22 protein-coding genes are annotated in these 21,851 nt (G+C 60.8%); 12 read left to right on the top strand and 10 right to left on the bottom strand.

Features of this window, described 5'->3' with window-relative positions; all coding sequences use genetic code 11:
• The first annotated feature begins 1 nt into the window (after position 1).
• Positions 2–502, top strand: a complete 501-nt coding sequence (locus BLP10_RS19500; protein WP_091138425.1) for an MgtC/SapB family protein — start codon at positions 2–4, stop codon at positions 500–502.
• Here the strand turns inward: BLP10_RS19500 and BLP10_RS19495 are convergent.
• Entirely contained in the window at positions 499–681 is a 183-nt protein-coding gene (locus BLP10_RS19495; RefSeq protein ID WP_091138422.1) for a hypothetical protein, read from the bottom strand. The genes BLP10_RS19500 and BLP10_RS19495 overlap by 4 nt on opposite strands.
• Positions 682–929: 248 nt before the next feature.
• Here BLP10_RS19495 and parE point away from each other — a divergent pair, with 248 nt between their 5' ends.
• From parE to rpmG, 5 genes are all read left to right on the top strand, one after another.
• A complete protein-coding gene (parE, locus tag BLP10_RS19490) occupies positions 930–2,993 on the top strand; it encodes a DNA topoisomerase IV subunit B (protein ID WP_091138420.1) in 2,064 nt (687 codons plus the stop codon).
• A 453-nt stretch (positions 2,994–3,446) separates the two neighbouring features.
• Positions 3,447–5,774 (top strand): ribonuclease R, encoded by a 2,328-nt coding sequence (gene rnr / locus BLP10_RS19485; RefSeq protein WP_091138417.1) that lies wholly within the window; start codon positions 3,447–3,449, stop codon positions 5,772–5,774.
• A 16-nt stretch (positions 5,775–5,790) separates the two neighbouring features.
• Positions 5,791–6,276: a DUF983 domain-containing protein gene (locus BLP10_RS19480; protein ID WP_091138413.1), complete on the top strand. Its 486-nt coding sequence runs from the start codon at positions 5,791–5,793 to the stop codon at positions 6,274–6,276.
• Positions 6,248–6,973, top strand: a complete 726-nt coding sequence (locus BLP10_RS19475) for an NUDIX hydrolase (RefSeq protein ID WP_091138411.1) — start codon at positions 6,248–6,250, stop codon at positions 6,971–6,973. Before BLP10_RS19480 ends, BLP10_RS19475 begins: the two co-directional genes overlap by 29 nt.
• Before the next feature lie 259 nt (positions 6,974–7,232).
• Positions 7,233–7,400, top strand: a complete 168-nt coding sequence (gene rpmG, locus BLP10_RS19470; RefSeq protein WP_091138407.1) for a 50S ribosomal protein L33 — start codon at positions 7,233–7,235, stop codon at positions 7,398–7,400.
• A 331-nt stretch (positions 7,401–7,731) separates the two neighbouring features.
• On the opposite strand, the gene BLP10_RS23895 is transcribed toward rpmG, so the two are convergent.
• The 5 genes from BLP10_RS23895 to BLP10_RS19445 all read right to left on the bottom strand — a co-directional run bounded on the left by BLP10_RS23895 (position 7,732) and on the right by BLP10_RS19445 (position 12,311).
• A complete protein-coding gene (locus BLP10_RS23895) occupies positions 7,732–8,202 on the bottom strand; it encodes an HU family DNA-binding protein (RefSeq protein ID WP_091138404.1) in 471 nt (156 codons plus the stop codon).
• Positions 8,203–8,405: 203 nt separating this feature from the next.
• Positions 8,406–9,386, bottom strand: a complete 981-nt coding sequence (gene denD / locus BLP10_RS19460) for a D-erythronate dehydrogenase (RefSeq protein ID WP_091138402.1) — start codon at positions 9,384–9,386, stop codon at positions 8,406–8,408.
• 98 nt (positions 9,387–9,484) lie between these two features.
• The gene (locus BLP10_RS19455; protein WP_091138399.1) at positions 9,485–10,495 is read right to left on the bottom strand and encodes a TRAP transporter substrate-binding protein; all 1,011 of its coding nucleotides are present in this window, start codon (positions 10,493–10,495) and stop codon (positions 9,485–9,487) included.
• Between the two features lie 38 nt (positions 10,496–10,533).
• Entirely contained in the window at positions 10,534–11,817 is a 1,284-nt protein-coding gene (locus tag BLP10_RS19450; RefSeq protein ID WP_091138396.1) for a TRAP transporter large permease subunit, read from the bottom strand.
• Positions 11,814–12,311: a TRAP transporter small permease gene (locus BLP10_RS19445; RefSeq protein ID WP_091138393.1), complete on the bottom strand. Its 498-nt coding sequence runs from the start codon at positions 12,309–12,311 to the stop codon at positions 11,814–11,816. The genes BLP10_RS19450 and BLP10_RS19445 overlap by 4 nt, the downstream gene beginning before the upstream one ends.
• Before the next feature lie 204 nt (positions 12,312–12,515).
• On the opposite strand from BLP10_RS19445, the gene BLP10_RS19440 reads away from it, so the two are divergent.
• Together BLP10_RS19440 and BLP10_RS19435 are read left to right on the top strand one after the other, a co-directional pair.
• Positions 12,516–13,715: a mandelate racemase/muconate lactonizing enzyme family protein gene (locus BLP10_RS19440; RefSeq protein WP_091138390.1), complete on the top strand. Its 1,200-nt coding sequence runs from the start codon at positions 12,516–12,518 to the stop codon at positions 13,713–13,715.
• Between the two features lie 57 nt (positions 13,716–13,772).
• Positions 13,773–15,149 carry an FAD-binding oxidoreductase gene (locus BLP10_RS19435; RefSeq protein ID WP_091138388.1) on the top strand — a complete coding sequence of 459 codons (1,377 nt, stop codon included), beginning with the start codon at positions 13,773–13,775 and terminating at the stop codon, positions 15,147–15,149.
• An 86-nt stretch (positions 15,150–15,235) separates the two neighbouring features.
• Here the strand turns inward: BLP10_RS19435 and BLP10_RS23280 are convergent, their stop codons facing one another.
• From BLP10_RS23280 to BLP10_RS19420, 3 genes are all read right to left on the bottom strand, one after another.
• On the bottom strand, positions 15,236–15,787 hold the full coding sequence (locus BLP10_RS23280) for a hypothetical protein (protein ID WP_175493982.1): 552 nt from the start codon (positions 15,785–15,787) through the stop codon (positions 15,236–15,238).
• 229 nt (positions 15,788–16,016) lie between these two features.
• Positions 16,017–16,652 carry an SGNH/GDSL hydrolase family protein gene (locus tag BLP10_RS19425; RefSeq protein ID WP_091138385.1) on the bottom strand — a complete coding sequence of 212 codons (636 nt, stop codon included), beginning with the start codon at positions 16,650–16,652 and terminating at the stop codon, positions 16,017–16,019.
• A 139-nt stretch (positions 16,653–16,791) separates the two neighbouring features.
• Complete coding sequence (locus BLP10_RS19420; RefSeq protein WP_091138382.1) at positions 16,792–17,043, bottom strand: hypothetical protein; 252 nt, start codon at positions 17,041–17,043, stop codon at positions 16,792–16,794.
• Positions 17,044–17,142: 99 nt separating this feature from the next.
• On the opposite strand from BLP10_RS19420, the gene BLP10_RS19415 reads away from it, so the two are divergent.
• From BLP10_RS19415 to BLP10_RS19400, 4 genes are all read left to right on the top strand, one after another.
• On the top strand, positions 17,143–17,517 hold the full coding sequence (locus BLP10_RS19415; RefSeq protein ID WP_091138380.1) for an SPW repeat domain-containing protein: 375 nt from the start codon (positions 17,143–17,145) through the stop codon (positions 17,515–17,517).
• Between the two features lie 71 nt (positions 17,518–17,588).
• Positions 17,589–17,768 carry a hypothetical protein gene (locus BLP10_RS19410; RefSeq protein ID WP_091138378.1) on the top strand — a complete coding sequence of 60 codons (180 nt, stop codon included), beginning with the start codon at positions 17,589–17,591 and terminating at the stop codon, positions 17,766–17,768.
• A gap of 55 nt (positions 17,769–17,823) precedes the next feature.
• Positions 17,824–18,945 carry an FUSC family protein gene (locus BLP10_RS19405; RefSeq protein ID WP_091138376.1) on the top strand — a complete coding sequence of 374 codons (1,122 nt, stop codon included), beginning with the start codon at positions 17,824–17,826 and terminating at the stop codon, positions 18,943–18,945.
• 29 nt (positions 18,946–18,974) lie between these two features.
• A complete protein-coding gene (locus BLP10_RS19400) occupies positions 18,975–19,781 on the top strand; it encodes an alpha/beta hydrolase (protein WP_091138373.1) in 807 nt (268 codons plus the stop codon).
• A gap of 6 nt (positions 19,782–19,787) precedes the next feature.
• Here BLP10_RS19400 and BLP10_RS19395 read toward each other — a convergent pair whose 3' ends face one another.
• A complete protein-coding gene (locus tag BLP10_RS19395) occupies positions 19,788–21,629 on the bottom strand; it encodes an adenine deaminase (RefSeq protein WP_091138370.1) in 1,842 nt (613 codons plus the stop codon).
• Positions 21,630–21,851: the final 222 nt, after the last annotated feature.

The following is a 21,851-nucleotide window of genomic DNA, read 5'->3' as shown; positions in this document are numbered from 1 at the left end:
GATGACGGAGTGGGTGTCCTGGATCCTGCTGGATCATGCCGACCAGGTGGAGATCGCCCTCCGCCTCGTCCTTGCGGCGGTGGCCGGCATGGCTGTCGGACTCAATCGGGACATCCACAACAAACCCATCGGCATGCGGACCCTCGGCCTCGTGGCGCTCGGGTCCGCGACCGTGATCCTCTCGGGCTCAATCTATGAAGGGTTGCATTTCGGACAGGATGCGGTCAGCCGCGTCGTCCAAGGCATCATGACCGGCTTGGGCTTCCTTGGTGCTGGCGCGATCATCCGCGGCAGGAACAACAGCGAGGTTCATGGCCTGACGACGGCAGCGACGGTGTGGATCGCTGCGGGGCTCGGCGTCAGCGCAGCGCTCGGCGCGTGGTTCATCACCATCGCCGGAACCGCGATGACGCTGATCGTACTGACTCTCGGAAAATCGCTTGAGGACTGGCTGGTCCGCCTGTTTTCAGGCCGGGCGAAAACCGTGGATGAGGACAGTTAGAAAGCGAAGCTGAGGCCAATGAGAGCGGCGGCCATGGAAAGCCAGAGCAGGCTCGAACCGATGGTGCTGCTTTTGGTGACAGGCGCCGTATCCGGCTCGTCGAAGGCGAAGGCTTCTCCGGCAATGCGCGCGGCGCGGTCCAGGTGAAGTTTCTGTGCGGATCCCATCGTCGTGCGCATCCTTGCCTCGCTTCCGTTAAGCTCATGCTTAAACGAGCAACGTGAACCAAGGCTAAACGGTTCCTGTGACAGGCTAAAGACATCCTTTAGAGGCACAGGGGATACTGTCTAGAACAAGGGTTTTCAGGCTCCACATTTTGTGGCTTGTGACCCTAAGCCACCTTCCAGTTTCCGTTTTGTTCTCGTATAAAAGCGGAATGGGAAATAGTGTAAACAAGCGCGAATCAGCGAAACGGACCAAGGTCCCAATGGATAACGACGATCTCTTCGGGGGCGCGGCTGCCAAGCGCGCGGCGCCTGCTTCGGCCAGAACGGCGGCCGTCAAGGCCTCGAAACCCGCCCCTGCCCCGCAGCAAGGCACGCCGGGCGAAGCCGGCTATGACGCTTCCGCCATCGAGGTGCTGGAGGGGCTTGAGCCTGTCCGCCGCCGTCCGGGCATGTATATCGGCGGCACGGACGAGAAGGCCCTGCATCACCTCTTCGCCGAAGTGATCGACAACTCCATGGACGAAGCGGTCGCGGGCCACGCAACCTTCATCGAAGTGGAGCTTGAGGAAGGCGGCTGGCTCTCCGTGACCGATAACGGACGCGGCATCCCGGTCGACCCGCACCCCAAGTTCCCGAAGAAGTCCGCGCTCGAAGTGATCATGACCACCCTGCACGCGGGCGGTAAGTTCGATTCGAAGGTCTATGAGACCTCCGGCGGCTTGCACGGCGTCGGCGTGTCGGTGGTGAACGCGCTCTCCGAGATTCTCGAAGTCGAGGTCGCTCGCGGCCAGCAGCTCTACCGCCAGATTTTCGCCCGCGGCCTTCCGCAGGGCAAGTTGGAGACGGTGGGCCGCGTGCTCAACCGGCGCGGCACCAAGGTGCGCTTCAAGCCCGATTGGCAGATCTTCGGCAAGGATGCTCATTTCCAGCCCCGCCGCCTGTTCAAGATGGCGCGCTCGAAGGCCTACCTCTTCGGCGGCGTTGAGATCCGCTGGAAATGTGCACAGTCGCTTTTGGAAGGGATCGACAACGTTCCGCCGGAAGCCGTCTTCAAGTTTCCGAACGGCCTGAAGGATTACCTGCTCCACGACATCGAGGGGAAAGACCTGGTCACGGACCAGATCTTCTCCGGCAAGATCACCAAGCCCGGCAGCCACGGCTCGCTGGAATGGGCGGTTGCGTGGATGTCGAACGAGGACGGCTTCTCCACCTCGTACTGCAACACGGTGCCGACGCCCGAAGGCGGCACGCACGAGAACGGCCTTCGCATCGCCCTGCTGCGCGGCCTGCGCGATCACGCGGAGCGTGTCGGCCAGCAGAAGCGCATGGCGTCGGTGAATACCGACGACGTGATGGCCACTTGCGCCTCCATGCTCTCTGTCTTCATCCGCGAGCCGGAGTTCCAGGGCCAGACCAAGGACAAGCTCGCCACCGTCGAAGCGGGCCGCATCGTCGAGAACGGCATCCGCGACACCTTCGACCATTGGCTCGCCGCCTCGCCGCAGCAGGCCAACAAGCTGCTCGACTGGGTGATCGACCGCGCCGAGGAGCGCCTGCGCCGCCGCCAGGAGAAGGAAGTCGCGCGCAAGACCGCGACCCGCAAGCTGCGCCTGCCCGGCAAGCTGGCGGATTGCTCGAATGCGGGCGCGAAGGGCTCCGAGCTGTTCCTCGTCGAGGGCGACTCGGCAGGCGGCTCCGCCAAGCAGGCGCGCGATCGCGCCACCCAGGCGGTGTTGCCACTGCGCGGAAAGATCCTCAACGTAGCCTCCGCCGGTCGTGACAAGCTGCACCAGAACCAACAGATATCCGATCTCGTACAGGCGCTCGGCTGCGGCACGGGCTCATCCTATCGCGATGCCGACCTTCGCTATGAGAAGGTCATCATCATGACCGATGCGGACGTGGACGGCGCACATATCGCGACGCTGCTCATCACGTTCTTCTACCGCCAGATGCCGAAGCTGATCGACGGCGGCCACCTCTATCTCGCGGTGCCGCCGCTCTATCGCCTGAGCCAGGGCGCCAAGTCCGCCTATGCGCGCGATGAAGCCGACCGGGACAAGCTCATGAAGACGGTCTTCAAAGGCTCCGGCAAGGTCGAGATCAGCCGCTTCAAGGGCCTCGGCGAAATGCTGCCCGGCCAGCTGAAGGAAACCACCATGGACCCGAAGAAGCGCCTGCTTCTGAAGGTGGTCGTGGAAACCGACGACAGGCCGGAAGCGAATGATACGGTGGAGCGCCTGATGGGCAACAAGCCCGAAGCCCGCTTCGCCTTCATCCAGGAACGGGCCGTCTTCGCCGACGAAGCGGACCTGGATATCTGAGCCATTCATGGACAGAAATCATCAAAGGCGCGGGATCTTCCCGCGCCTTTTTCTTTCACGCGTCATGATCGGCTCCGACCCGCGATTTACGTTTTTAAGGTCCAACAGTCCCTAGAGGTGCATGACCGAGATAAATCCGGCAATTTTCGAGGCAGATTTTTACAAGCCAAATCAATAAGTTAATCGATTTTTGAAACTTTTCTAATTTTTCTCAAAAAAATTTGGAACCAACGCCGAACCCAGCCGTTGATAGGCATCACCGGCCCATTCTGCCCCCACGGGCCGGTCCCTCACAAGGCTCCATCTCGGAGCCTTTTTTTTTGCCCGAAACGGCTTCTAGTCCTTGGATGGATCTTGAGACGCTCTTGCGCGTCATTCACAGGCGGGCTGCGCGGACTAGCCGCGGCCAAGCTTGCATGCGACAAGACCTGACGAGCTCAACGAGTTTTTGCCTTGGCCAAACGTTCCAAACCGCATTCATCCTCCGCCCTCCCGTCCCGGGAAGATCTGGTGGCCTTCATTGCCAATACGCCTGGCAAGGTGGGCAAGCGCGAGATAGCGCAGGCCTTCAACATCAAGGGCGGCGACCGCATTTGGCTCAAGCAGATGCTCAAGGACCTTGAGGACCAGGGCGCGGTGAACCGCCGGGGCAAGCGGGTCCATAAGGCCGGTCAGCTGCCGCCTATGGTAATGGCCGATATCATCAAGCGCGACCGCGATGGCGAGTTGATCGCCGTGCCGACCGAGTGGGACGAGGAGGAACACGGTTCCATCCCTACGATCATCATCATGCCCGCCCGCAAGCCGAAGCCCGGGATGCCGGTCGCAGGCGTGGGTGACCGGGTGCTGTTGCGGGCCGATCCGTTGAAGGCGGGGGACATTCATCGCTACTCGGGCCGCGTGACCAAGATCCTCGCCAAGAAGCAGGCTCAGGTTCTCGGCATTTTCCGCGCCCTGCCCGAGGGTGGCGGACGCTTGATCCCGGTGGACAAGAAATCCCGTGGCGATGAACGCCAGATCAATCCCGGCGACGAGAACGGCGCGCAGGACGGCGACCTCATCGCAGCTAGCATCGTGAAGCACGGTCGCATCGGCCTGCCTCATGCCAAGGTCAAGGAGCGCCTCGGCTCCGTCAAATCCGAAAAGGCCGTCAGCCTCATCGCGATCTTTGCCCACAACATCCCGAACGAGTTTCCGAAAGCGGTGATCGACGAGGCGGAAGCGGCCAAGCCCGCCACGCTCGCAGGCCGTGAGGACTGGCGCGACCTGCCGCTCATCACAATCGATCCGGCGGATGCCAAGGATCATGACGATGCGGTCCATGCCGCTCCCGATCCGGATCCGAACAATGTGGGCGGCTACATCCTGACTGTCGCGATCGCGGATGTTGCCGCCTACATCAGACCCGGATCGGCCATGGACCGGGAAGCGCAGGAGCGCGGCAACTCGGTTTACTTCCCCGACCGTGTCGTCCCGATGCTGCCGGAGCGGATTTCCAACAATCTCTGCTCCCTGCGCCCGCGTGAGGACCGCCCTGCCCTTGCAGTTCGCATGGTAATCGGCCCGGATGGACGGAAGATTCGCCACTCCTTCCACCGCATCATGATGCGCTCGGCGGAAAAACTCTCGTACCAGCAGGCACAGGCCGCCATCGACGGCAGGCCCGACGACGTGACGAAGCCGATCCTCGACACGATCCTCAAACCCCTCTGGGCCGGCTATGCCCTTGTGAAGAAGGCGCGCGACGTCCGCGAGCCGCTTTATCTCGACCTGCCCGAGCGCAAGATCGTGTTGAAGCCGGATGGCACCGTGGACCGCGTGTTCGTCCCCGAGCGGCTGGAGGCGCACAAGCTCATCGAGGAGTTCATGATCCTCGCCAACGTGGCGGCAGCTGAAGCGCTGGAAAAGGCGCAGTCCAGCCTGATCTATCGCGTCCACGACGAGCCCTCGCTGGAGAAGATGCGGAGCTTGAGCGAGGTGCTCGCCTCAATCGGCCTGAAGCTGCCGACACAGGGCGCGCTCAAACCAGAACTCTTCAACCGCATCCTCCGCAGCGTCGAGGGCTCCGAGCACCAGCTCTTCATCAATGAAGTCGTTCTGCGCTCACAGTCGCAGGCGGAATATTCGGCAGAGAATTACGGGCATTTCGGCCTGAACCTGAAGCGCTATGCCCACTTCACCTCGCCTATCCGCCGCTATGCGGACCTGATCGTCCACCGTGCGCTCATCAGCGGATTGAAGCTCGGCAAGGACGGGCTTCCGCCCGACATCACCTTCGGCGAGCTCGCAGAGATCAGCGCGAAGATCTCTGCGGCGGAGCGGCGGGCCATGGCGGCCGAGCGTGAGACAATCGACCGCCTCATTGCGCACTTCCTTGCCGATAGAATCGGAGCCAAATTCGACGGGCAGATTTCGGGAGTGACGAAGGCCGGTCTTTTCATCAAGCTCAGTGAGACCGGCGCGGACGGCTTCGTTCCGGCGGCGACCATCGGTGACGACTATTATCGCTTCGATGAGAAGACCCATTCCATGCGCGGCGAGCACACGGGTGAAACCTACCGCCTCGGCGACAAGGTGGAGGTCAAGCTGGTAGAAGCAGCACCTGTTGCAGGAGCCTTGCGGTTCGAGTTGCTCACCAAGGGCCGCTTCACCGGCAAAGTGGGTGGCGGCAGAAAGAGCGGGAAGCGTCCGCCGCGCGGCGCGAAGAAACCGGCGAAGGCTGGGGCCTCGAGCCACCGCTCCCCCACCCGGGTGAAAGTGAAGCGCCGCGGCCGCGGCTGACAGGAAGCGAGAAGCAATGCCTCTGACAATTCATACAGCCTCAGCCCCCGCAGAGGATGTATCCGCGACGACCGCCATGCGGCGCGGCTTTCTCTGCCGCTGCCCAGCCTGCAACAAGGGTCGCCTTTTCGGCAGGTTCCTGAAGGTCGTTGATCGCTGCGAGGCGTGCGGTACGGAATTTCATCACCATCGCGCCGATGACTTCCCGCCCTATATCGTGATGTTCATCGTCGGCCATCTGGTCGGCTACGGCATTCTCATGACAGAAACGAAGATGGATGTGGCGCTCTGGGTCCATCTGGCGATCTGGCCCCTGCTGACCCTTGTTCTATCTCTGGCCTTGCTCCAGCCCGTCAAAGGCGCTGTCGTAGGGCTTCAATACGCGCTAGGGATGCATGGTTTCGGGGCCGCTCGGGCCCAGCAGAATTCTGTCGAGGAGGACGTGGGTGACGGACGCGCAAACATTGGCCAGGATGGATTCTCTGGTCGCCGGGGAGCGTAAGACGAACGTCCCTGCTCTCCGCCCCGTCGACGCCTCCACCCTCATCATCATCGACCGCAAGGGCAAGCACCCGAAGGTCCTCATGGGCAAGCGTCATGAGGGCCATAAGTTCATGCCGGGCAAGTTCGTCTTTCCTGGCGGGCGCATCGAGGCTGGCGACCGATCGATGACGGTTACCGGCGCCCTGCATCCGCGTGCAGAATCGGCCCTGATGGCCCGGGTAACGCGCCCGTCGATCCAGCGCAGCCGTGCCCTGGCACTCGCCGCCATTCGGGAGACCTTCGAGGAGACCGGGCTATTGCTGGGCACCAAGGATTACGGCAAGCCGGACTCGGTCCCCGCGGGCACTCCCTGGGAGGCTTTTCGGGAGCATGGGGTTTTTCCCGACCTGGAGGATCTTCACTTCATCGGCCGAGCCATCACGCCGCCCAAGCGTGTCAAACGCTTCGACACCCGATTCTTCGCGGTCGATCGCACCGCCATCACCCATGAGGTCGAAGGCATGGTGGGGCCTGATTCCGAACTGGTGGAACTTGCCTGGGTGACCGTGGCCGAGGCCCGAAAGCTGGACCTCCCCCCGATCACCGGCGTCCTCCTGGGCGAGCTGGAAGCCCGGATCGCCGCAGGCTTCAGCCCCATGCTGCCGGTGCCCTTCTTCTACCAGAAGCGCGGCCATTTCATTCGGGAGCTGCTTTAGGGTTTCCCCGATTCCCTAACCGAGCGGAGCAGAGAGCACGGAAATCCTGGCCCAGATACGGTCATGCTTCCCCCTGCTGGCCACGATAGCGACATCAGAAGGGGAAATTCCCACCCTGCCATGCCGGACCCTTGACGAAACCGGCATAATCGGGCATGGGAAACCCACGATATTCCGGCCGGGTTCGCCCGGCCTTTGCGTTTCGGCCACGCCATAGGGCCAACCGAGCGCGTTCACACTGAACAAGAGGTCCCGACCTATGGCCAAAGCCGCAACAATCAAAGTGAAGCTCGTCTCCACCGCCGACACGGGCTATTTCTACGTCACGAAGAAGAACTCCCGTACCATGACCGACAAGATGTCGTTCAAGAAGTACGACCCCGTCGCGAAGAAGCACGTGGAGTTCAAGGAAGCCAAGATTAAGTAAGCTTCCTGCCAACACCGTAGAATTCGAAAAGCCGCCCACTCGGGCGGTTTTTTGTTGTCTGAAGCCGGGCTGCAATTTTGGGACACAAAGCCAGAGACGAGCGCGCAGCATTGATAGTTCGCCGGACACAGTTCGTCGGAGAATGCCGCTTACAGGTTCTGTTCGTATATTCTCGCGGCCCCGGATGTCTCGACGGGAGAGCCGATGTCCCCTCACGGCTGGCGATCAGCACTTCCGCTCTCGTGAGAGCGCAGGAGGGGCGAACGAGCAGTGACGCTCGCAGAGTAAAGAGCAGCGGCGCGACATTCGATGCCGCGCCGCTGTGCAAGACTTAGATCGATTCCTTGAGGTCCTTGGCGGCCCGGAAGGCGATCTTCTTCGAAGCCTTGATCTTCACAGGCTCGCCGGTCTGCGGGTTGCGGCCCATGCGGGCAGCACGCTTGCGAACCTGCAGGATGCCGAGGCCGGACAGGCGGATCTTGTCGCCCTTCTTCAGGCTCTTCGCGATAAGCTCAACCACCTGGGTGAGCATCTCGTTCGCCTGACGCTTCGGAAGCTCATGAGCCTCGGACAGCACGTCGGCGATGTTGCGGAGCGTGAGGATGCCGTTCGACGAAGCAGCGGCCTTCACCGGCTTCTTGACAGCCTTGGCTGCGGTCTTCGCAGACGTCTTGGAGGCTGCAGCCTTGGCAGGCTTCTTAGCCGCAGTCGTCTTGGCTGCTGCCTTCTTGGCCGGAGCCTTGGTTGCTTTGGTAGCAGCGGCCTTGCGGGCCGGGGCTTTCTTGGTTGCAGTCTTTGCCACTGGAAACTCCTTTTCACGAGGCCATGCGCGTATTTAGCACTATCTGCATAGTGGTTGGGAACAAAGTTCCAAGTTGTCGGAGGGTCGTTTCCACAAGGCAAATGCCGAAAATTTGCATGAAACGCCTTTAAAAACGACTTTCACAGGTTGCCGCCCCCGCACGACACGAACGAGATGCCGTACAGGGAAGGATCTTCACGCCCTTAACCGGCGATCTTTCCGGCGAGTTCATCCTCGATATGAAGGCGGATGATCTCGTCGAAACTTGTCTCCGCGCGAAAGCCGAGACTTTGGGCCCGGCCGGCATCGAACCGGCGCGGCCAGCCCGCCACCATGCGCATGATATCGGCATCGGGTTCGCGGCGGATCCTTGCTGCCACCTTCTCTCCGGCAATGCGTCGCAAGGATTCGATCTGCTCCGCGACCGTCACCGAAACGCTGGGCATGGTAAGATTGCGCCGGGGGCCGAGCCTTGCGGTATCGAGAGTTGCAGCGTGCATGAGAAAGCCCACGGCCGAGCGCGGCGAGGCATGGGCGTGACGCACATCCTCGGCCACAGGCAGCACCGCCTCCTGCCCGCTGAGCGGCTCGCGGATGATGCTGGAGAAAAAGCCGGACGCTGCCTTGTTGGGCTTGCCCGGGCGCACGCAGATCGTCGGCAAGCGAATTCCGATGCCGTCGAAGAAGCCGCGCCGCGTGTAATCGGCAAGGAGCAGCTCGCCAATGGCTTTCTGCGTGCCATAGCTCGTGAGCGGCGTAAGGAAGAACTCGTCGCCGATGGCATCGGGAAACGGAGCGCCGAAGACCGCGATGGAAGATGTGAACACCAGGCGCGGGCAGTAACCGTCGCCTACATGGCGAATGGCATCGAAGAGAAAGCGGGTGCCGTCGAGATTGATCCGATAGCCCTTCTCCAGATCGGCCTCGGCCTCGCCGGATACGATGGCGGCGAGATGAAAGATGACGTCCGGACGGCTTGCAATGAGCTTCTCAGCCTCTCCCGGCTGGGAGAAATCGGATGCAAGCGCGGCGATCTCGAATGAAGCCTGCGGGGCCTCGGGCTGGATTACGTCGTGCAGCACGAGACGAGTGATCGCTTGCCCGTTCAGCTGACCATCTTTGACGAGCCGTTCGGTGAGCTTGCGGCCAACCATTCCGGCCGCTCCGAGGATGAGAATCTGCATCGGTTGAATATCTTTACTCGAAATACTGCCGCTTCAGAGAGGCTCGCCGCCCGGAACAACGGCATTCCGGGCGGCGCAATAAGGATCGCTGCAGGATGTTACTTCTTTCGCATCTTGTCGAGTTCGGCTTGCATCATCTTCACCGTATCAGGACCGATGGTGGTCGCGTGCTTTTCCCACACGGATTTGGCCTGCTCACGCATGCGGTTTGCTTCCTGCTCGTTCAGCTCGTTGACCACGACGCCCGAGCCCTTGATCTTCTGCAGGGAAGCCTGACCCAGTTCACGGGAGACCTTGCGCTGCTCGTCGCGACCGGCGATGGCGCAGTCACGCAGAGCCGCCTGCTCGTCCTTCGACATCCCATCCCACAATTTCTTCGAGTAGAGCACAAGGAACGGCGTGTAGGCATGGCGGGTGACCGACAGATACTTCTGCACCTCGTAGAACTTCGAGGTGTCGATGGTCACGAAAGGGTTCTCCTGACCGTCGATGGCCTTGGTCTCAAGCGCGGTGAACACCTCGCCGAAAGCCATCGGCACAGCATTCGCACCCATGTTCTTGAACGTGTCCAGGAACACGTTGTTCTGCATGACGCGAACCTTCAGGCCCTTGAAGTCCTCCCACTTCTCGACGGGACGCCGTGAGTTCGTGAGATTGCGGAAGCCGTTCTCCCAGTAAGCGAGGTTGACGAGCCCTACCCCTTCGAGCTTCGCGTCGATGTGCTTGCCGAACTCGCCGTCGAGAATGGCGTCAGCCTCCTTCTCATTGGCGAAGAGGAACGGCAGGTCGAACACGCCGAGTTCCGGCAGGATGCCGATGAGCGGCGAGCTCGACGTGACGACCATCTCCTGCGTGCCCGAGCGCAGCGCCTGCGTGGCCTGAAGATCGCCGCCCAGGGCTCCACCCCAGAATCCCTGAACCTTCATCTTGCCGCCGGACTTCTCGGTCAGACAGGCTTTGAATGTGTCGACGCCCTTCCCGTTCGGGTGATCCTCGTTCACGCCGTTGGAGATGCGGATGTTGCGCTCCGTGAACTGAGCAGCGGCCGGCAGTGTCGACAGAAGCGTGACGGCGACGCCTGCCGCGAGTGCGTATTTCAAGGTCTTCATGGCTGTTTCCTCTCCTGTGTCTTTTTCTTCCCCTCTGCTCAACGCCCCCTGAGCCATGACAGGGGCACCATCACGAGATCAGGGAAGACGATGAGCAGGACGAGCACGACAAGCTGCGCGATCAGGAACGGATTGACGCCCTTGATCACGGCTCCCATAGGCACGCGGGCGACGCCGCTCACCACATTGAGCACGATGCCCACCGGTGGCGTGATCAGCCCGATTGCGTTGTTGATGATGAACAGGACACCGAAATAAACCGGATCGATGCCTGCCTGCTTCACGATTGGCATAAGGACCGGCGTTAGGATCAGCACCGTCGGCGAAAAATCCAGCGCGGTGCCGACGATCACCACTAGGAACATCAAGGCGAACATGAGAAGGGTCTTGTTGCCCATGAGCGGTTCGATGAAGGTGCTGATCTCGGCTGGGATGTTCGCCTGCGTGATGAGCCAGGCGGAGACGAGCGCCGCCGCCACCAGGAACATGACCACTGCGGTTGTCTTCGCAGCCGTCAAGAAGACGCCATAGAGCATGGACGGCTTCAGCTCGCGGTAGACGAACATGCCGATGATCAGCGCATAGACCGCCGCGAGCACCGCCGCTTCCGTGGGCGTGACGATGCCCCACTTGATGCCGCCCAGGATCATGACAGGCATCAGAAGTGCGAAGAAACCGTCGACGAAGGCCTTCCCGCGTTCCCGCATGGTCGTTCGCGGCGAGGTCTTCAACTTATCCCTCCGGCTCACGATCCACCATGCGACGACGAGGGCCAAGCCCATCATGAGACCAGGAGCGACGCCAGCCAGGAACAGCTGGGAGATCGATACATTGGCCGCGACACCAAAGATGATGAAGCCGATGGAAGGCGGAATGACGGGCGCGATGATGCCGCCGGCCGCAATGAGGCCTGCTGACCGCGGAATGTCGTAGCCGGCATTGCGCATCATCGGAATGAGAATCGCGGCGAGCGCCGCCGTATCGGCAGCAGCGGAGCCCGAAAGAGCGGCAAGGATCAACGCCGCGACGATGGCCACATAGCCGAGGCCGCCATGGATATGTCCCAGGCAGGCAAGCGCGAAGTTGACGATGCGCTTGGACAATCCGCCGACATTCATCAGCTCGCCGGCCAGCAGGAAGAACGGTACGGCAAGGAGCTGGAAGTTATCCGCCCCGATGATCAGGTTCTGCGCCACGATCTGGCTGTCGAAGTTGCCGAGCCAGAGCATGAGCGCAAGCGCGCAGACGATGAGCGCGAAGGCAATCGGCATGCCCAGCGCCATGGCTCCCAGGAGCGAGACGAGGAAAACGACGATCGTCACTCGAGGCGCTCCCTCAGGGCATGGGCTTCATCGTCGCTATAATCTCCGGCGAAAACCCGGACTTCCCGTTCGCTGATACGTCCTGTCAGCACCCTCAAGATCCGATAGGCCGCCATCAGCCCCAAGCCGACGCTCGTGAAATAGCCGATGCCGTACACCCAGAGCATCGAGATCTCGGTAATGGGCGCATAGTTCGTCGCGTTGATCTCTGCCTGCAGCCAAGTCCCCCAGAAGAAGATGACGCAGCAGATGATGACGAAAATATCCGAAAGGACCATGCAGACCTTGCGGCCTTTCTCCCCGAACTTGGAGACGAGGGTTTCGACGCCCAGATGCGCATTCTCACGCCCCACAACCACAGCGCCGATGAAGGTCAGCCAGACGAAGAAGAAGCGGGACAACTCCTCCGATACGTCAATTCCGGTATCGAAAATATAGCGCAGGACGACGTTGCCAAAGACCATGGCAACCATGCCGGCAAGCAGAAAGACCATTACGCCTTCCAGGCCCCTGAAGAAGAAGGCTCCGATCCTGCTCACATCTCATCCCGCCCTAGCTTTATGATTTTGTATTATTCTGTTCGCCTGAGTGGATTATTCAAGTCGGAGACACGCGAAGCCAGATCAGCTTATGGTATGATCTGCGAATACAGCACATTGTTACATCGAGCAGTCGGTTCATATACTTGAGAGCGCTCCATGAAGATCACCCACGTCGAGACGATCCGTCTTCAGGAATTCGCGAACATCGTCTGGGTCAGGCTTCATACGGATGAAGGCATCATCGGCCTCGGCGAGACCTTCATGGGAGCGGCGTCCGTCGAAGCCTATCTCCATGAGACAGTGGCGCCGAAGCTGATCGGGCGCGATCCGCTTCAGATCGAAGCGATCAACCGCGATCTGCAGAATTATCTCGGCTGGCGCTCCGCAGGGGTGGAAACGCGCGGCAACTCGGCCATCGACATTGCCCTGTGGGACATCTTCGGGAAGGCGCACGGCAAGCCCATCTGCGACATGCTGGGCGGACGCTCGCGCGACAGCATCCGGGTCTACAACACCTGCGCAGGCTATCGCTATATCCGCGACAGCCGTGCGCAGAAGGTAGCCAATTGGGGCGTGGGGACAATCGGGGGCGATTATGAGGATCTCGATGCTTTCCTGAACCACGCGGATGATCTGGCTCACTCCCTCCTCGAGCAGGGCATCACCGGCATGAAGATCTGGCCCTTCGATGTCGCCGCCGAGCGCAGCCATGGCTATGACATCTCAGCGGAGGAGTTGCGCACCGCGCTCGAACCTTTCGCCAAGATCCGCAAGGCCGTCGGCGACAGGATGGACATCATGGTGGAGTTCCATTCTCTCTGGAGCCTTCCGATGGCCAAGAAGCTCGCAGGAGCCTTGGCGCAATTCGACACCTATTGGCACGAGGACCCCTTCCGCCTGGACAATATCGGCGACCTGAAGGAATACGCACGGCACTCGAAAGCGTGGGTGTGCGCTTCCGAGACCCTGTCCTACACGCATGCCTTCCGCGAGTATCTCGAAACCGGCGTCGCGGGCGTCGCCATGCTCGATCTGTCCTGGTGCGGCGGCCTGACGGAAGCGCGCAAGATTGCGGCTCTTGCCGAAGCATGGCACGTGCCCGTCGCCCCACATGATTGCACAGGTCCAGTCGTTTATGCGGCTTCCTGTCATTTCTCCCTGCATGCCCGCAACGCGCTGATCCAGGAAAGTGTGCGCGCCTTTTATACGGGCTGGTACAAGGAACTGGTGACGGAACTGCCGATTGTCGCGAAGGGAGAGGTCACGGTGAACATGAAGCCCGGCCTCGGGCTGGAACTCCTGCCCGACCTCTGGAAGCGTCCGGATGCTATCGTGCGCGTCACCGACGATGCCTGATGACATCAAGCTCTTTCAATATCCAACCGATTTTCATTTCCGTGGAACGTGACCTCGATGAGCCATGCCATTGACGCCCTTGTCGCAGCCCTGGGACCGCTGGTTCGCGTCGGATCCGACATTCCTCCCCGCAATCATGCGGATGCAAGCGGCCTCCAGCCGACGGCCCCACTGGCATTGATCCTTCCCCAAACCACCGAGGACGTCGCAACCGCTCTGCGGATTTGTCACGAGCATCGCCAGCCCGTCGTGGCGCAGGGCGGACTGACGGGACTTGCCGGCGGCGCGCATCCACAGGCCGGTGAAGTTGCTCTCTCGCTGGAGCGCATGAACGGCATCGAGGAAATCGACGCCGCCAGCGCCACACTCACGGCCCTTGCGGGCACGCCGCTCGCGGTGGTGCAGCAGGCAGCAGAAGATGCGGGCTTTCTCTGCGGGATCGATCTGGGCGCTCGCGGCACCTGCACGATCGGCGGCAACATCGCCACCAATGCTGGTGGAAACCAGGTGCTGCGTTATGGCATGGCGCGGCGCAACGCCCTGGGGCTGGAAGCGGTGCTCGCGGACGGCACCGTCGTCCGCTCACTCAACAAGATGCTGAAGAACAACGCCGGTTACGACTGGCCACAGCTCCTCATCGGGAGCGAAGGCACTCTTGGCATCATCACGCGCGTTGTAATCGGCCTTCATCCGAAACCTCAAGGATTGCAGACTGCTCTCTGCGCCGTCGGCAGCTTCGACGAGACCCTCGCCGTACTGCGCAAATTTCAGCACGCCTATCCCGGTCGGCTACTCGTGTTCGAAGCCATGTGGCGGGAATTCATGACGGTTGCGACGCAGATCTGCGGCTTGTCGCCCGCATTCGCCGAAGAACACGATTTGACCCTGCTGATCGAAGCCGACATGGGCGCGGAACCTGCGGGATCGGAAGCGTTTTCTGCGCTCCTGAGCGACTTTTACGAACAGGGCCTCATAAAGGATGCGGTGGTCGCCCAGTCTCGCGCCGAAAGAAACCGCTTCTGGGCCTATAGGGAAACGCCTTATGAATATGGCCGCTTCCTGCCGGAGGAAATCCGCTTCGACGTGAGTGTTCCTCTCAACCGCATGACGGAAGCCGTAGAGCATCTGCGTCAAGAAATGCCGAAGCAATTTCCTGACGCGATCTATGTGGTGTACGGCCATGTGGCCGACAGCAATATCCACATCAATGTGGCGATCAAGGACATGACGAGCGAGACCAAGACGAGAGTGCAGAAGATCGTCTACGATCTGGTCTTCAGCCTTGGCGGCTCAATTTCGGCCGAGCATGGGATTGGACGCATCAAGCGGCCCTACCTTCATCTGAGCCGCACCGCCCCCGAGTTGGCCCTGATGACAAAGATGAAGCAGGCGCTCGACCCGGAAGGTATCCTCAATCCGGGACGCGTCTTGTGACGACAAGAACTATTGCGCAGCAAAAACCGGAAGATCGCCTCGCTGAGAGGCGACCTTCTTCTTAATGGGCTTCGGCTGTATGAGCCTCAGCGGTTCACCCTGATATAGCGCCGCTCGCCGATGGAGCCGGTTGTGACGACATCCCGGCGCATCGTGCGCACGACGCGTGGCCTGACGACCTCTCTCCGATAGACGGCGCGGGTGCGATAGCGCGGCTCGCGATAGACGACGCGAGTGCGATAGGCGGGCTGCCGGTAGACAACACGCGTGCGGTACACCGGAGGCGCATAGACGACACGCGTAACCGGGGCCGAGTAGTAGCCATAGTTGTAAGGGGAGTAGCCGTAGCCATATCCATAAGCTGGATAGGTATAGCTATAGGATGGATAGCTGTATCCGTAGCCATAGGCTGGATAACCATATGGATAGCTATAGGCTGGAGTTGTCGCAGCCGTGAGCAATCCGCCCAGCACGGCACCACCGATCAAGCCGGCAGCCACCGCGCCGCCGTTGTTCCACCCACGGTGATGGTAATAACCGCCGCGCCATCCATCGCGATAATATCTCTGGGCTTCAGCCGAGCCGATGCTTGCGAAAGTTATCAAAGCAGCGCTCGAAAGCAGGATCACCTTTTTCATGACAAACCTCTTACCGAATTGGCGAGCGCCATTCGTGCAAAACTAATTGCGAAGAAGAGAAAAGGTTGCATTCGAGAAGGTTCGCACCCGCGAATTCTTGCGACTACTATTCATCCTCTATTCATATTGCAGTAAGATAACAAATTTAAAGTCAAGCTACATTGGAGGATCAGTATTCGCACCAAAGAACCCGCCCCGGAGCAAGACAGTTTCCCATGGCTTAGATAAGTTACTCCGCGTACACCTGTGAACGCGGAAAAATATTGTTCCCTGCCACCACTTGCGCAATAGTACCCGCGATCTTGTCGCCGCCTTTAGCGGAAGGCTCGATAGGGTTCGCGTAATCGTCGTGCTCGCTGCAGATCAAGCGCAAGTCGATCAACGCAAGCCTTCGGGCGAAAGCCTCACGGCTGATGACATCGTTGAAGACCGAAAGAGCCGCCACCACGCGTCGCTGCTCTTCAGGGTCGGGAAAACGAGCGTCATAGATCGTGCAGAGAGCTGTCGGGAGGCGATAGCCGACAACCAAATCCAACATCTTGCGGTAACTGCGGGCGAAGGAGTCCCGTACGTCGGCCAAGCGGGTCATGACCTCTGCAACGGAGTTGGCCTTCTCGCTGAGAATGCCGCTGCTGCTCAACGCATCGTTTCCGCCGACGCTGAGAATCAAGTGGCTTGCACCCTCCGGCAGGCGGGCGAGCTGGCGTTCAATGCTGGTGGTTACAGCGCCGTCTTCGGCACGCATGGTAGCACGCCAGTCCTTCGGGAGCTTGGCTTGGACCTGAGCCAATACGTCGGGTTCACCCGGCTTCACATAGGCACCGTTGTCGAACACGCTGTCGCCAAGCAGAACCACGTGATTCATAGGGCCTTCCCATCTGTCCAATTAAGAATGCAACAACATGGCGCGCAGGAGCGAGCTTGGCAATGATCTAACGACAGGATAGCTGCAGGCTGAATTTGCAGCGATGCCAAGCTCCCGAAATTTCACAGCAGACGGAGCTTCAAACGCCGCTCTGAAAGAACGCCCTGAAATTCTCGAGCCAAGCCTGAAGCCAGTATTCGAGCGCTGCCTTGGCAGCCTCCTCGCTTGGTCCATAGCCCCAGGCATCCTCCTGCAAGGGCGTCGACCAGATCCAGAACCTGTTACTGCCGTCATAGGCCACGCTCCCAACCTCGACGGGGCCGACAAAGCCCATGTGGCGGTTGAGCGGCACGCCGGCAACCTTGTCCTGCTGCCACCGAATTCTGCTCATCGTCCCGATCTAGGGCAAACCAGATCCTGCACAAGCGGTGGGCCTGGAACAGGCCTCCATGAGCCACGTTGCCCCAGACCTCGACGCTAAGGACCGAGCATGCGTTTTCTCCCCACAAGCATTCATGGCGTTATCGATTATCTGTGGGGCTTCGCCCTTCTCTCGTCTCCCTGGCTGTTCGGCTTCGCGGATGTGCCAGTGGCGAGATGGGGTGCCATCGTTTTCGGCATGGGAGCGATCCTCTATTCCGTGTTCACGGCCTACGAACTCGGGGCCCTGCGCATTCTGCCCATGTCGCTCCATCTCATATTGGATGGCCTTGCAGGCGCTCTGTTGGCTGCTTCGCCTTTCCTGCTCGGCTTCTCGGATCAGGTCTATCTGCCCCATCTTCTGTTCGGTCTGTTCTCCGTTGCGGCAAGCCTCATCACCCGCATGGAGGTCACCCTGGCTACGGGGCACCGGGAGCCTGTCTAACTAACCCCGATGCTCCCCTTGCGGCAGCGCACATCAGAGCGCAGCATCGCCTTCCCTCAAGGGAGGCGACCATGTTCGAACAAGCCGTGCAGGTGAGCGAAGCCTATCGACAGGGTGCAAGTCAGATGCAGGGAACCCTCCGGATGGCCTTGAAGGGCTGCCTGCATTGCCGCACCGCGCAGATGATCGCATCGCCGGAACTCGGCACCTGCACCGATTGCGGCGAAGACCTTCAGGTGCTGGAGGCTTAAGCCCGTATATCGCAAATCCTGAACCACCCTCTAAGCTGTGCGTTCGGAGAATCGCATGGCATCGTCAGGGTGGCTCGAGCGGATAATGGGAAGGATCGGAGCGCGTCAGGCGGAGCTTAAGCTCGCCCTGCGTGTCACCATCGCCGCGACCCTCGCCTTTGCCATCACGAAAGCCTTCAACCTGCCTCAGGGCTATTGGGCGGCCATCACCGCGGTGGTGGTCACGCAGTCAAGTGTGGGAGGTTCGCTCAAGGCCGCTATCGAGCGGTTCATGGGCACTCTCGCAGGAGCGTTCTATGGGGGGCTGATCGCAGCGTTCATCCCTCACACCTCCCTATCCGGTGTGGGACTGGCCATGATAGTATCGCTCTTTCCATTGGCCCTTCTCGCAGCCGTCAATTCGAGTTTCCGGGTCGCTCCCGTGACTGCGCTGATCATGCTCCTGCCACCGACGGGCCAAGCCATCGGCCCCCTCACGGCTGCCATCGACCGGGTGGTGGAAATCACGCTCGGCAACATCGTGGGCGTTGTCGTATCCCTGTTCGTGCTGCCGGCGCGGGCGCATACGCTGATGATGGAATCCGCGGCAAAAGTCGTTTCCCTCAATGCCAGCCTGATCGAGATTCTGATTGGAGAACTCACGGCGGAGCCGAAGGGCAGAAGCACGCTGCAGACTATTCATCCGCAGATCAGGGCTGCTCTCAAGAAAGCGGAGTCCGCAGCCGACGAAGCCGCTCGCGAGCGTAAAAGCCACCTCACGGATTCTGCCGATCCGGAGCCTCTCATCCGAACACTCTACCGCGTGCGGCACGACCTCGTAATGATTGGCCGCGCTTCGGCCAACCCCTTGCCCGAACCTGTGCTGGACAAGCTCGGCCCGGCGCTGAAGTCTCTTCGGGACGAAACCTGCCTTCTCCTGCGGGGGCTTGCCAAGTCTTTGCGAACCCGCACAACCCCTCCCGATGCATCGAGCTTCCAGACAGCCCTCCACACCTTCGTGAGCGAAACGGAAGGCTTGCGTTCCCATGCGCTTTCCCACGACTTGTCCTATGGCAGCTTCGGCCAGGTCTTCGCTCTTGGCTTTGCTTTCGAGCAGTTCAGGAAAGACTTGGAGGACCTTCTCGCCCGCACGCAGGAACTGGCTGCGGATCGTGCCAGCGAGGCAACCGGAAACTGAGAACGCCTATTCACCGCAGGTCAGACCACATGTGGTTTCTCTATCTCTTCCTTGGGGCCGCCCTTCTTTATGCGGGTCTCGTGTCCTTTGCAGCATTGTCCCAGACAAAGATGCTTTTCCCGGCTCAAATTGCGGCCGCCAACCGGCCTCTCCTGCCCGGTTCAGCGGAGCGCTTAGAGCTGACGACGCCGGATGGCGGGAGGCTGGCTGGCGTGCGGCTTGGCGCCCCATCGGAAACAAAGCCCCTCCTCCTGGGATTTGGCGGAAATGCTTGGAACGCGGAGGCCGTGGCGCTTTATCTGCATGGCCTGTTCCCCGATCATGAAGTCATCGCTTTCCACTACAGGGGCTATCCGCCAAGCAGCGGGGAGCCGAGTGCACGGACCCTGCTCGACGATTCGATTGTGATCTTCGATCACCTCCAGCAGGCGAGGCCGCGCAAGATCGTGGCAGTCGGCCTCAGCATCGGAAGCGGGGTCGCGGCTTATCTTGCCCACCACCGCCCGCTTACAGGATTGATCCTGGTCACGCCCTTCGATTCATTGAAGGCTTTGGCGCGGGAGCATTTCGCATGGGCTCCGACAGGTCTGCTCCTGCGCCATCATATGCCGACCATAGATCTTGTCCGTGATCGTCAGACTCCCACGGCTCTTATCGCAGCGGAGCGCGATACGATCATTCCTGCTAGGCGCAGCGAACCCTTGCGAGGCGCGATCCCGAACCTCATTCTGGATCGCACCATCGCAGGTGTGGGACACAACGACCTCTACGACCAGCCAGCTTTCGCACAGGCCATGCGCGAGGCTGTGGCGCGTTTCGAGGCCGATGCGCCTTGATGGTTCTCACCCCTCCAGAAGCGGCACCAACTCCATCTCCGGCACGAGCACCAGGCCTTTGTCGGTAATGCGGATCTCCGGGATCACCGAGAGCGGTATCAGGTTGAAGCCCATGTAGGGGATCTTGCAGCCAGCCTTCTCCCACGCGGCTTTCAGCGCTCGCGTTTCTTCCGCAACTTCCGTCACGCGCTTGTCGGAGAGAAGTCCCGCGATCGGCAGAGGGACCATGGCGACGACCTTACCGCCATCGACCACGCACACGCCGCCCTGCGACTGGATGAGCGCATCGAGCGCAACACGCATGTCGGCTTCGTTGGTGCCGGCCACGATGATGTTGTGAGAGTCGTGTCCCACGCTGCTCGCCACCGCTCCGCTCTTCAGGCCGAAATCCTTGAGAAGGCCATACGCAACGCCCTCCCCGCCCGTGCGTCCATGACGTTCGATCACGGTGACGAAGGTGAGATCGTTCTTGGAGAGAAGCACGTCCCAGCTATCCGCTTTTTCCAGCTGCACCTTGTCGTGGAAGAGCACGATACCCGGCAGCGCGACGCGGATCACATTGGCGGTGCAGGCATCACTCGGCAGCTCGGGAACCAGCTTTGGAACGCTCGGAATATGCACCGTGCGATAGGCTTCTTCCGGATAACGGTAGCGATTGGAAAGCGCCTGATCGAGAACGGGCGTAATCTTCGCGTTCTCCACCACCAGCTCGCCACCGTACCAAGTGTTCTGCACCTTCAGGTCATCGTCGAGCAGAACCACATCGGCGCGGCGTCCACCGCCTAGACCGCCGATCTCGCCTTCCATGCCGAAGCGAGTTGCCGGGTGCAGCGAGCCCATGCTCCAGGCCTGCTCACGGCTCATGCCCGCGCGGCGCGCTTCGCGCGTCACCCAGTCCATGCCGAACATCATAAGGTCGTCCGCATCGCGGTCGTCCGTGCAGACGCAGATGCGCTTGTGCGAAGCGCCGAGTTCCGTAATGGTCTTGATGGCTTCCGGCAGCGAATGCCACGGCGTGGTCGGCGGGCCGCCGCGCAGGAAGATCCAGATGCCTGCATCGAGCAGATCGTCCGCGATGTCACGATCGATGGCTTCGTGCGTGTCGGTCACGCCGCTCGCCGCATAAGCCGCCACGAACTCGCGTCCGTAGATGTGACCGGAGACAGGCTTGCCGCGCTCCAGAGCGGCGGCGAGGATCGCATGGCTTCTTTCGTCACCCATGGTGACGGGCACGAAGTCCATCTTCTCGCCAAGCGCCGCGGCTTCGGGCCAGCGGTCGAAGATCGCGGCGATCTTTTCAGGCGTCAGATCGCCGCCAGCGGTTTCGAGGTCGGGCGACGTGGCCGGCACGGTGCTCGGCACGGTGAGGAAGATCGAGAGAGGCGCGTGGCGAGCATCCTCCAGCATCATCTCAATGCCGGCGGCGTCCATCACGTTGCCGATTTCATGGCTGTCGCAGAAGATCGTCGTGGTGCCGTTGAGAAGAGCCGCCTCCGCATAAGCGCAGGCTGTGATCATGCTGCTCTCGATATGAATATGCGGATCGACGAGGCCCGGCGCGATGATGCCGCCCTTGGCGTCGTAAACTCTGCCCGGCGCACCATTCACCTGCCTGTAGGCCCCGGCTGGCTTCACAGCGGCGATGCGTCCGCCTGCAATCCACACCTCCCGTTCCACAGCGATGCGCTCGCTGTAGGTGGAAAGCACCCGCGCGCCTGTAATGACCAGATCGGCCGGAGCACGGCCCGAGGCCACATCCGCCAATCGCCGGGTCATGGTGGAGAGAGGCGCGACCGAAAACCGGGTCAGGGCCGATTTCGGCGGCAGTGAGGGTGTGCGCTGGTTCATGGTCAGATCCCCTTTTAGAGCGACGCTTACCAGGACATTCCCTAGCGGCATCGGCTATCCGTCCTAATAGCCACGGCCAAGCTAGGGCCGCAACCTAAAGGCCTGTGAACATTTCCGATTCGCTCCAGGCGTGGGCCGGAACGAGAAACAACATCAGAAGGAAGCTAGAGCCTGAGGGAGATCGCGACAGGGCGGAGCGCCCAAAACCAAGGCATTAAAAAA

This window comes from Microvirga guangxiensis (assembly GCF_900102135.1).
GTDB lineage: Bacteria > Pseudomonadota > Alphaproteobacteria > Rhizobiales > Beijerinckiaceae > Microvirga > Microvirga guangxiensis.
The sequence above is the reverse complement of the archived record's forward strand: the minus strand, read 5'-3'. Positions and strand labels throughout refer to the sequence as shown.

Coding starts and splice junctions, on each gene's coding strand:
- parE (WP_091138420.1), top strand. CDS start 930: ATGGATAACGACGATCTCTTCGGGGGCGCGGCTGCCAAGCGCGCGGCG.
- denD (WP_091138402.1), bottom strand. CDS start 9,386: ATGCAGATTCTCATCCTCGGAGCGGCCGGAATGGTTGGCCGCAAGCTC.
- BLP10_RS19420 (WP_091138382.1), bottom strand. CDS start 17,043: ATGAGCAGAATTCGGTGGCAGCAGGACAAGGTTGCCGGCGTGCCGCTC.
- BLP10_RS19410 (WP_091138378.1), top strand. CDS start 17,589: ATGTTCGAACAAGCCGTGCAGGTGAGCGAAGCCTATCGACAGGGTGCA.
- BLP10_RS19455 (WP_091138399.1), bottom strand. CDS start 10,495: ATGAAGACCTTGAAATACGCACTCGCGGCAGGCGTCGCCGTCACGCTT.
- BLP10_RS19405 (WP_091138376.1), top strand. CDS start 17,824: ATGGCATCGTCAGGGTGGCTCGAGCGGATAATGGGAAGGATCGGAGCG.
- BLP10_RS23280 (WP_175493982.1), bottom strand. CDS start 15,787: ATGAAAAAGGTGATCCTGCTTTCGAGCGCTGCTTTGATAACTTTCGCA.
- BLP10_RS19480 (WP_091138413.1), top strand. CDS start 5,791: ATGCCTCTGACAATTCATACAGCCTCAGCCCCCGCAGAGGATGTATCC.
- BLP10_RS19475 (WP_091138411.1), top strand. CDS start 6,248: ATGGATTCTCTGGTCGCCGGGGAGCGTAAGACGAACGTCCCTGCTCTC.
- rpmG (WP_091138407.1), top strand. CDS start 7,233: ATGGCCAAAGCCGCAACAATCAAAGTGAAGCTCGTCTCCACCGCCGAC.
- BLP10_RS19400 (WP_091138373.1), top strand. CDS start 18,975: ATGTGGTTTCTCTATCTCTTCCTTGGGGCCGCCCTTCTTTATGCGGGT.
- BLP10_RS19435 (WP_091138388.1), top strand. CDS start 13,773: ATGAGCCATGCCATTGACGCCCTTGTCGCAGCCCTGGGACCGCTGGTT.
- BLP10_RS19425 (WP_091138385.1), bottom strand. CDS start 16,652: ATGAATCACGTGGTTCTGCTTGGCGACAGCGTGTTCGACAACGGTGCC.
- BLP10_RS19500 (WP_091138425.1), top strand. CDS start 2: ATGACGGAGTGGGTGTCCTGGATCCTGCTGGATCATGCCGACCAGGTG.
- BLP10_RS19415 (WP_091138380.1), top strand. CDS start 17,143: ATGCGTTTTCTCCCCACAAGCATTCATGGCGTTATCGATTATCTGTGG.
- BLP10_RS19440 (WP_091138390.1), top strand. CDS start 12,516: ATGAAGATCACCCACGTCGAGACGATCCGTCTTCAGGAATTCGCGAAC.
- BLP10_RS19395 (WP_091138370.1), bottom strand. CDS start 21,629: ATGAACCAGCGCACACCCTCACTGCCGCCGAAATCGGCCCTGACCCGG.
- BLP10_RS19445 (WP_091138393.1), bottom strand. CDS start 12,311: ATGGTCTTTCTGCTTGCCGGCATGGTTGCCATGGTCTTTGGCAACGTC.
- BLP10_RS19495 (WP_091138422.1), bottom strand. CDS start 681: ATGCGCACGACGATGGGATCCGCACAGAAACTTCACCTGGACCGCGCC.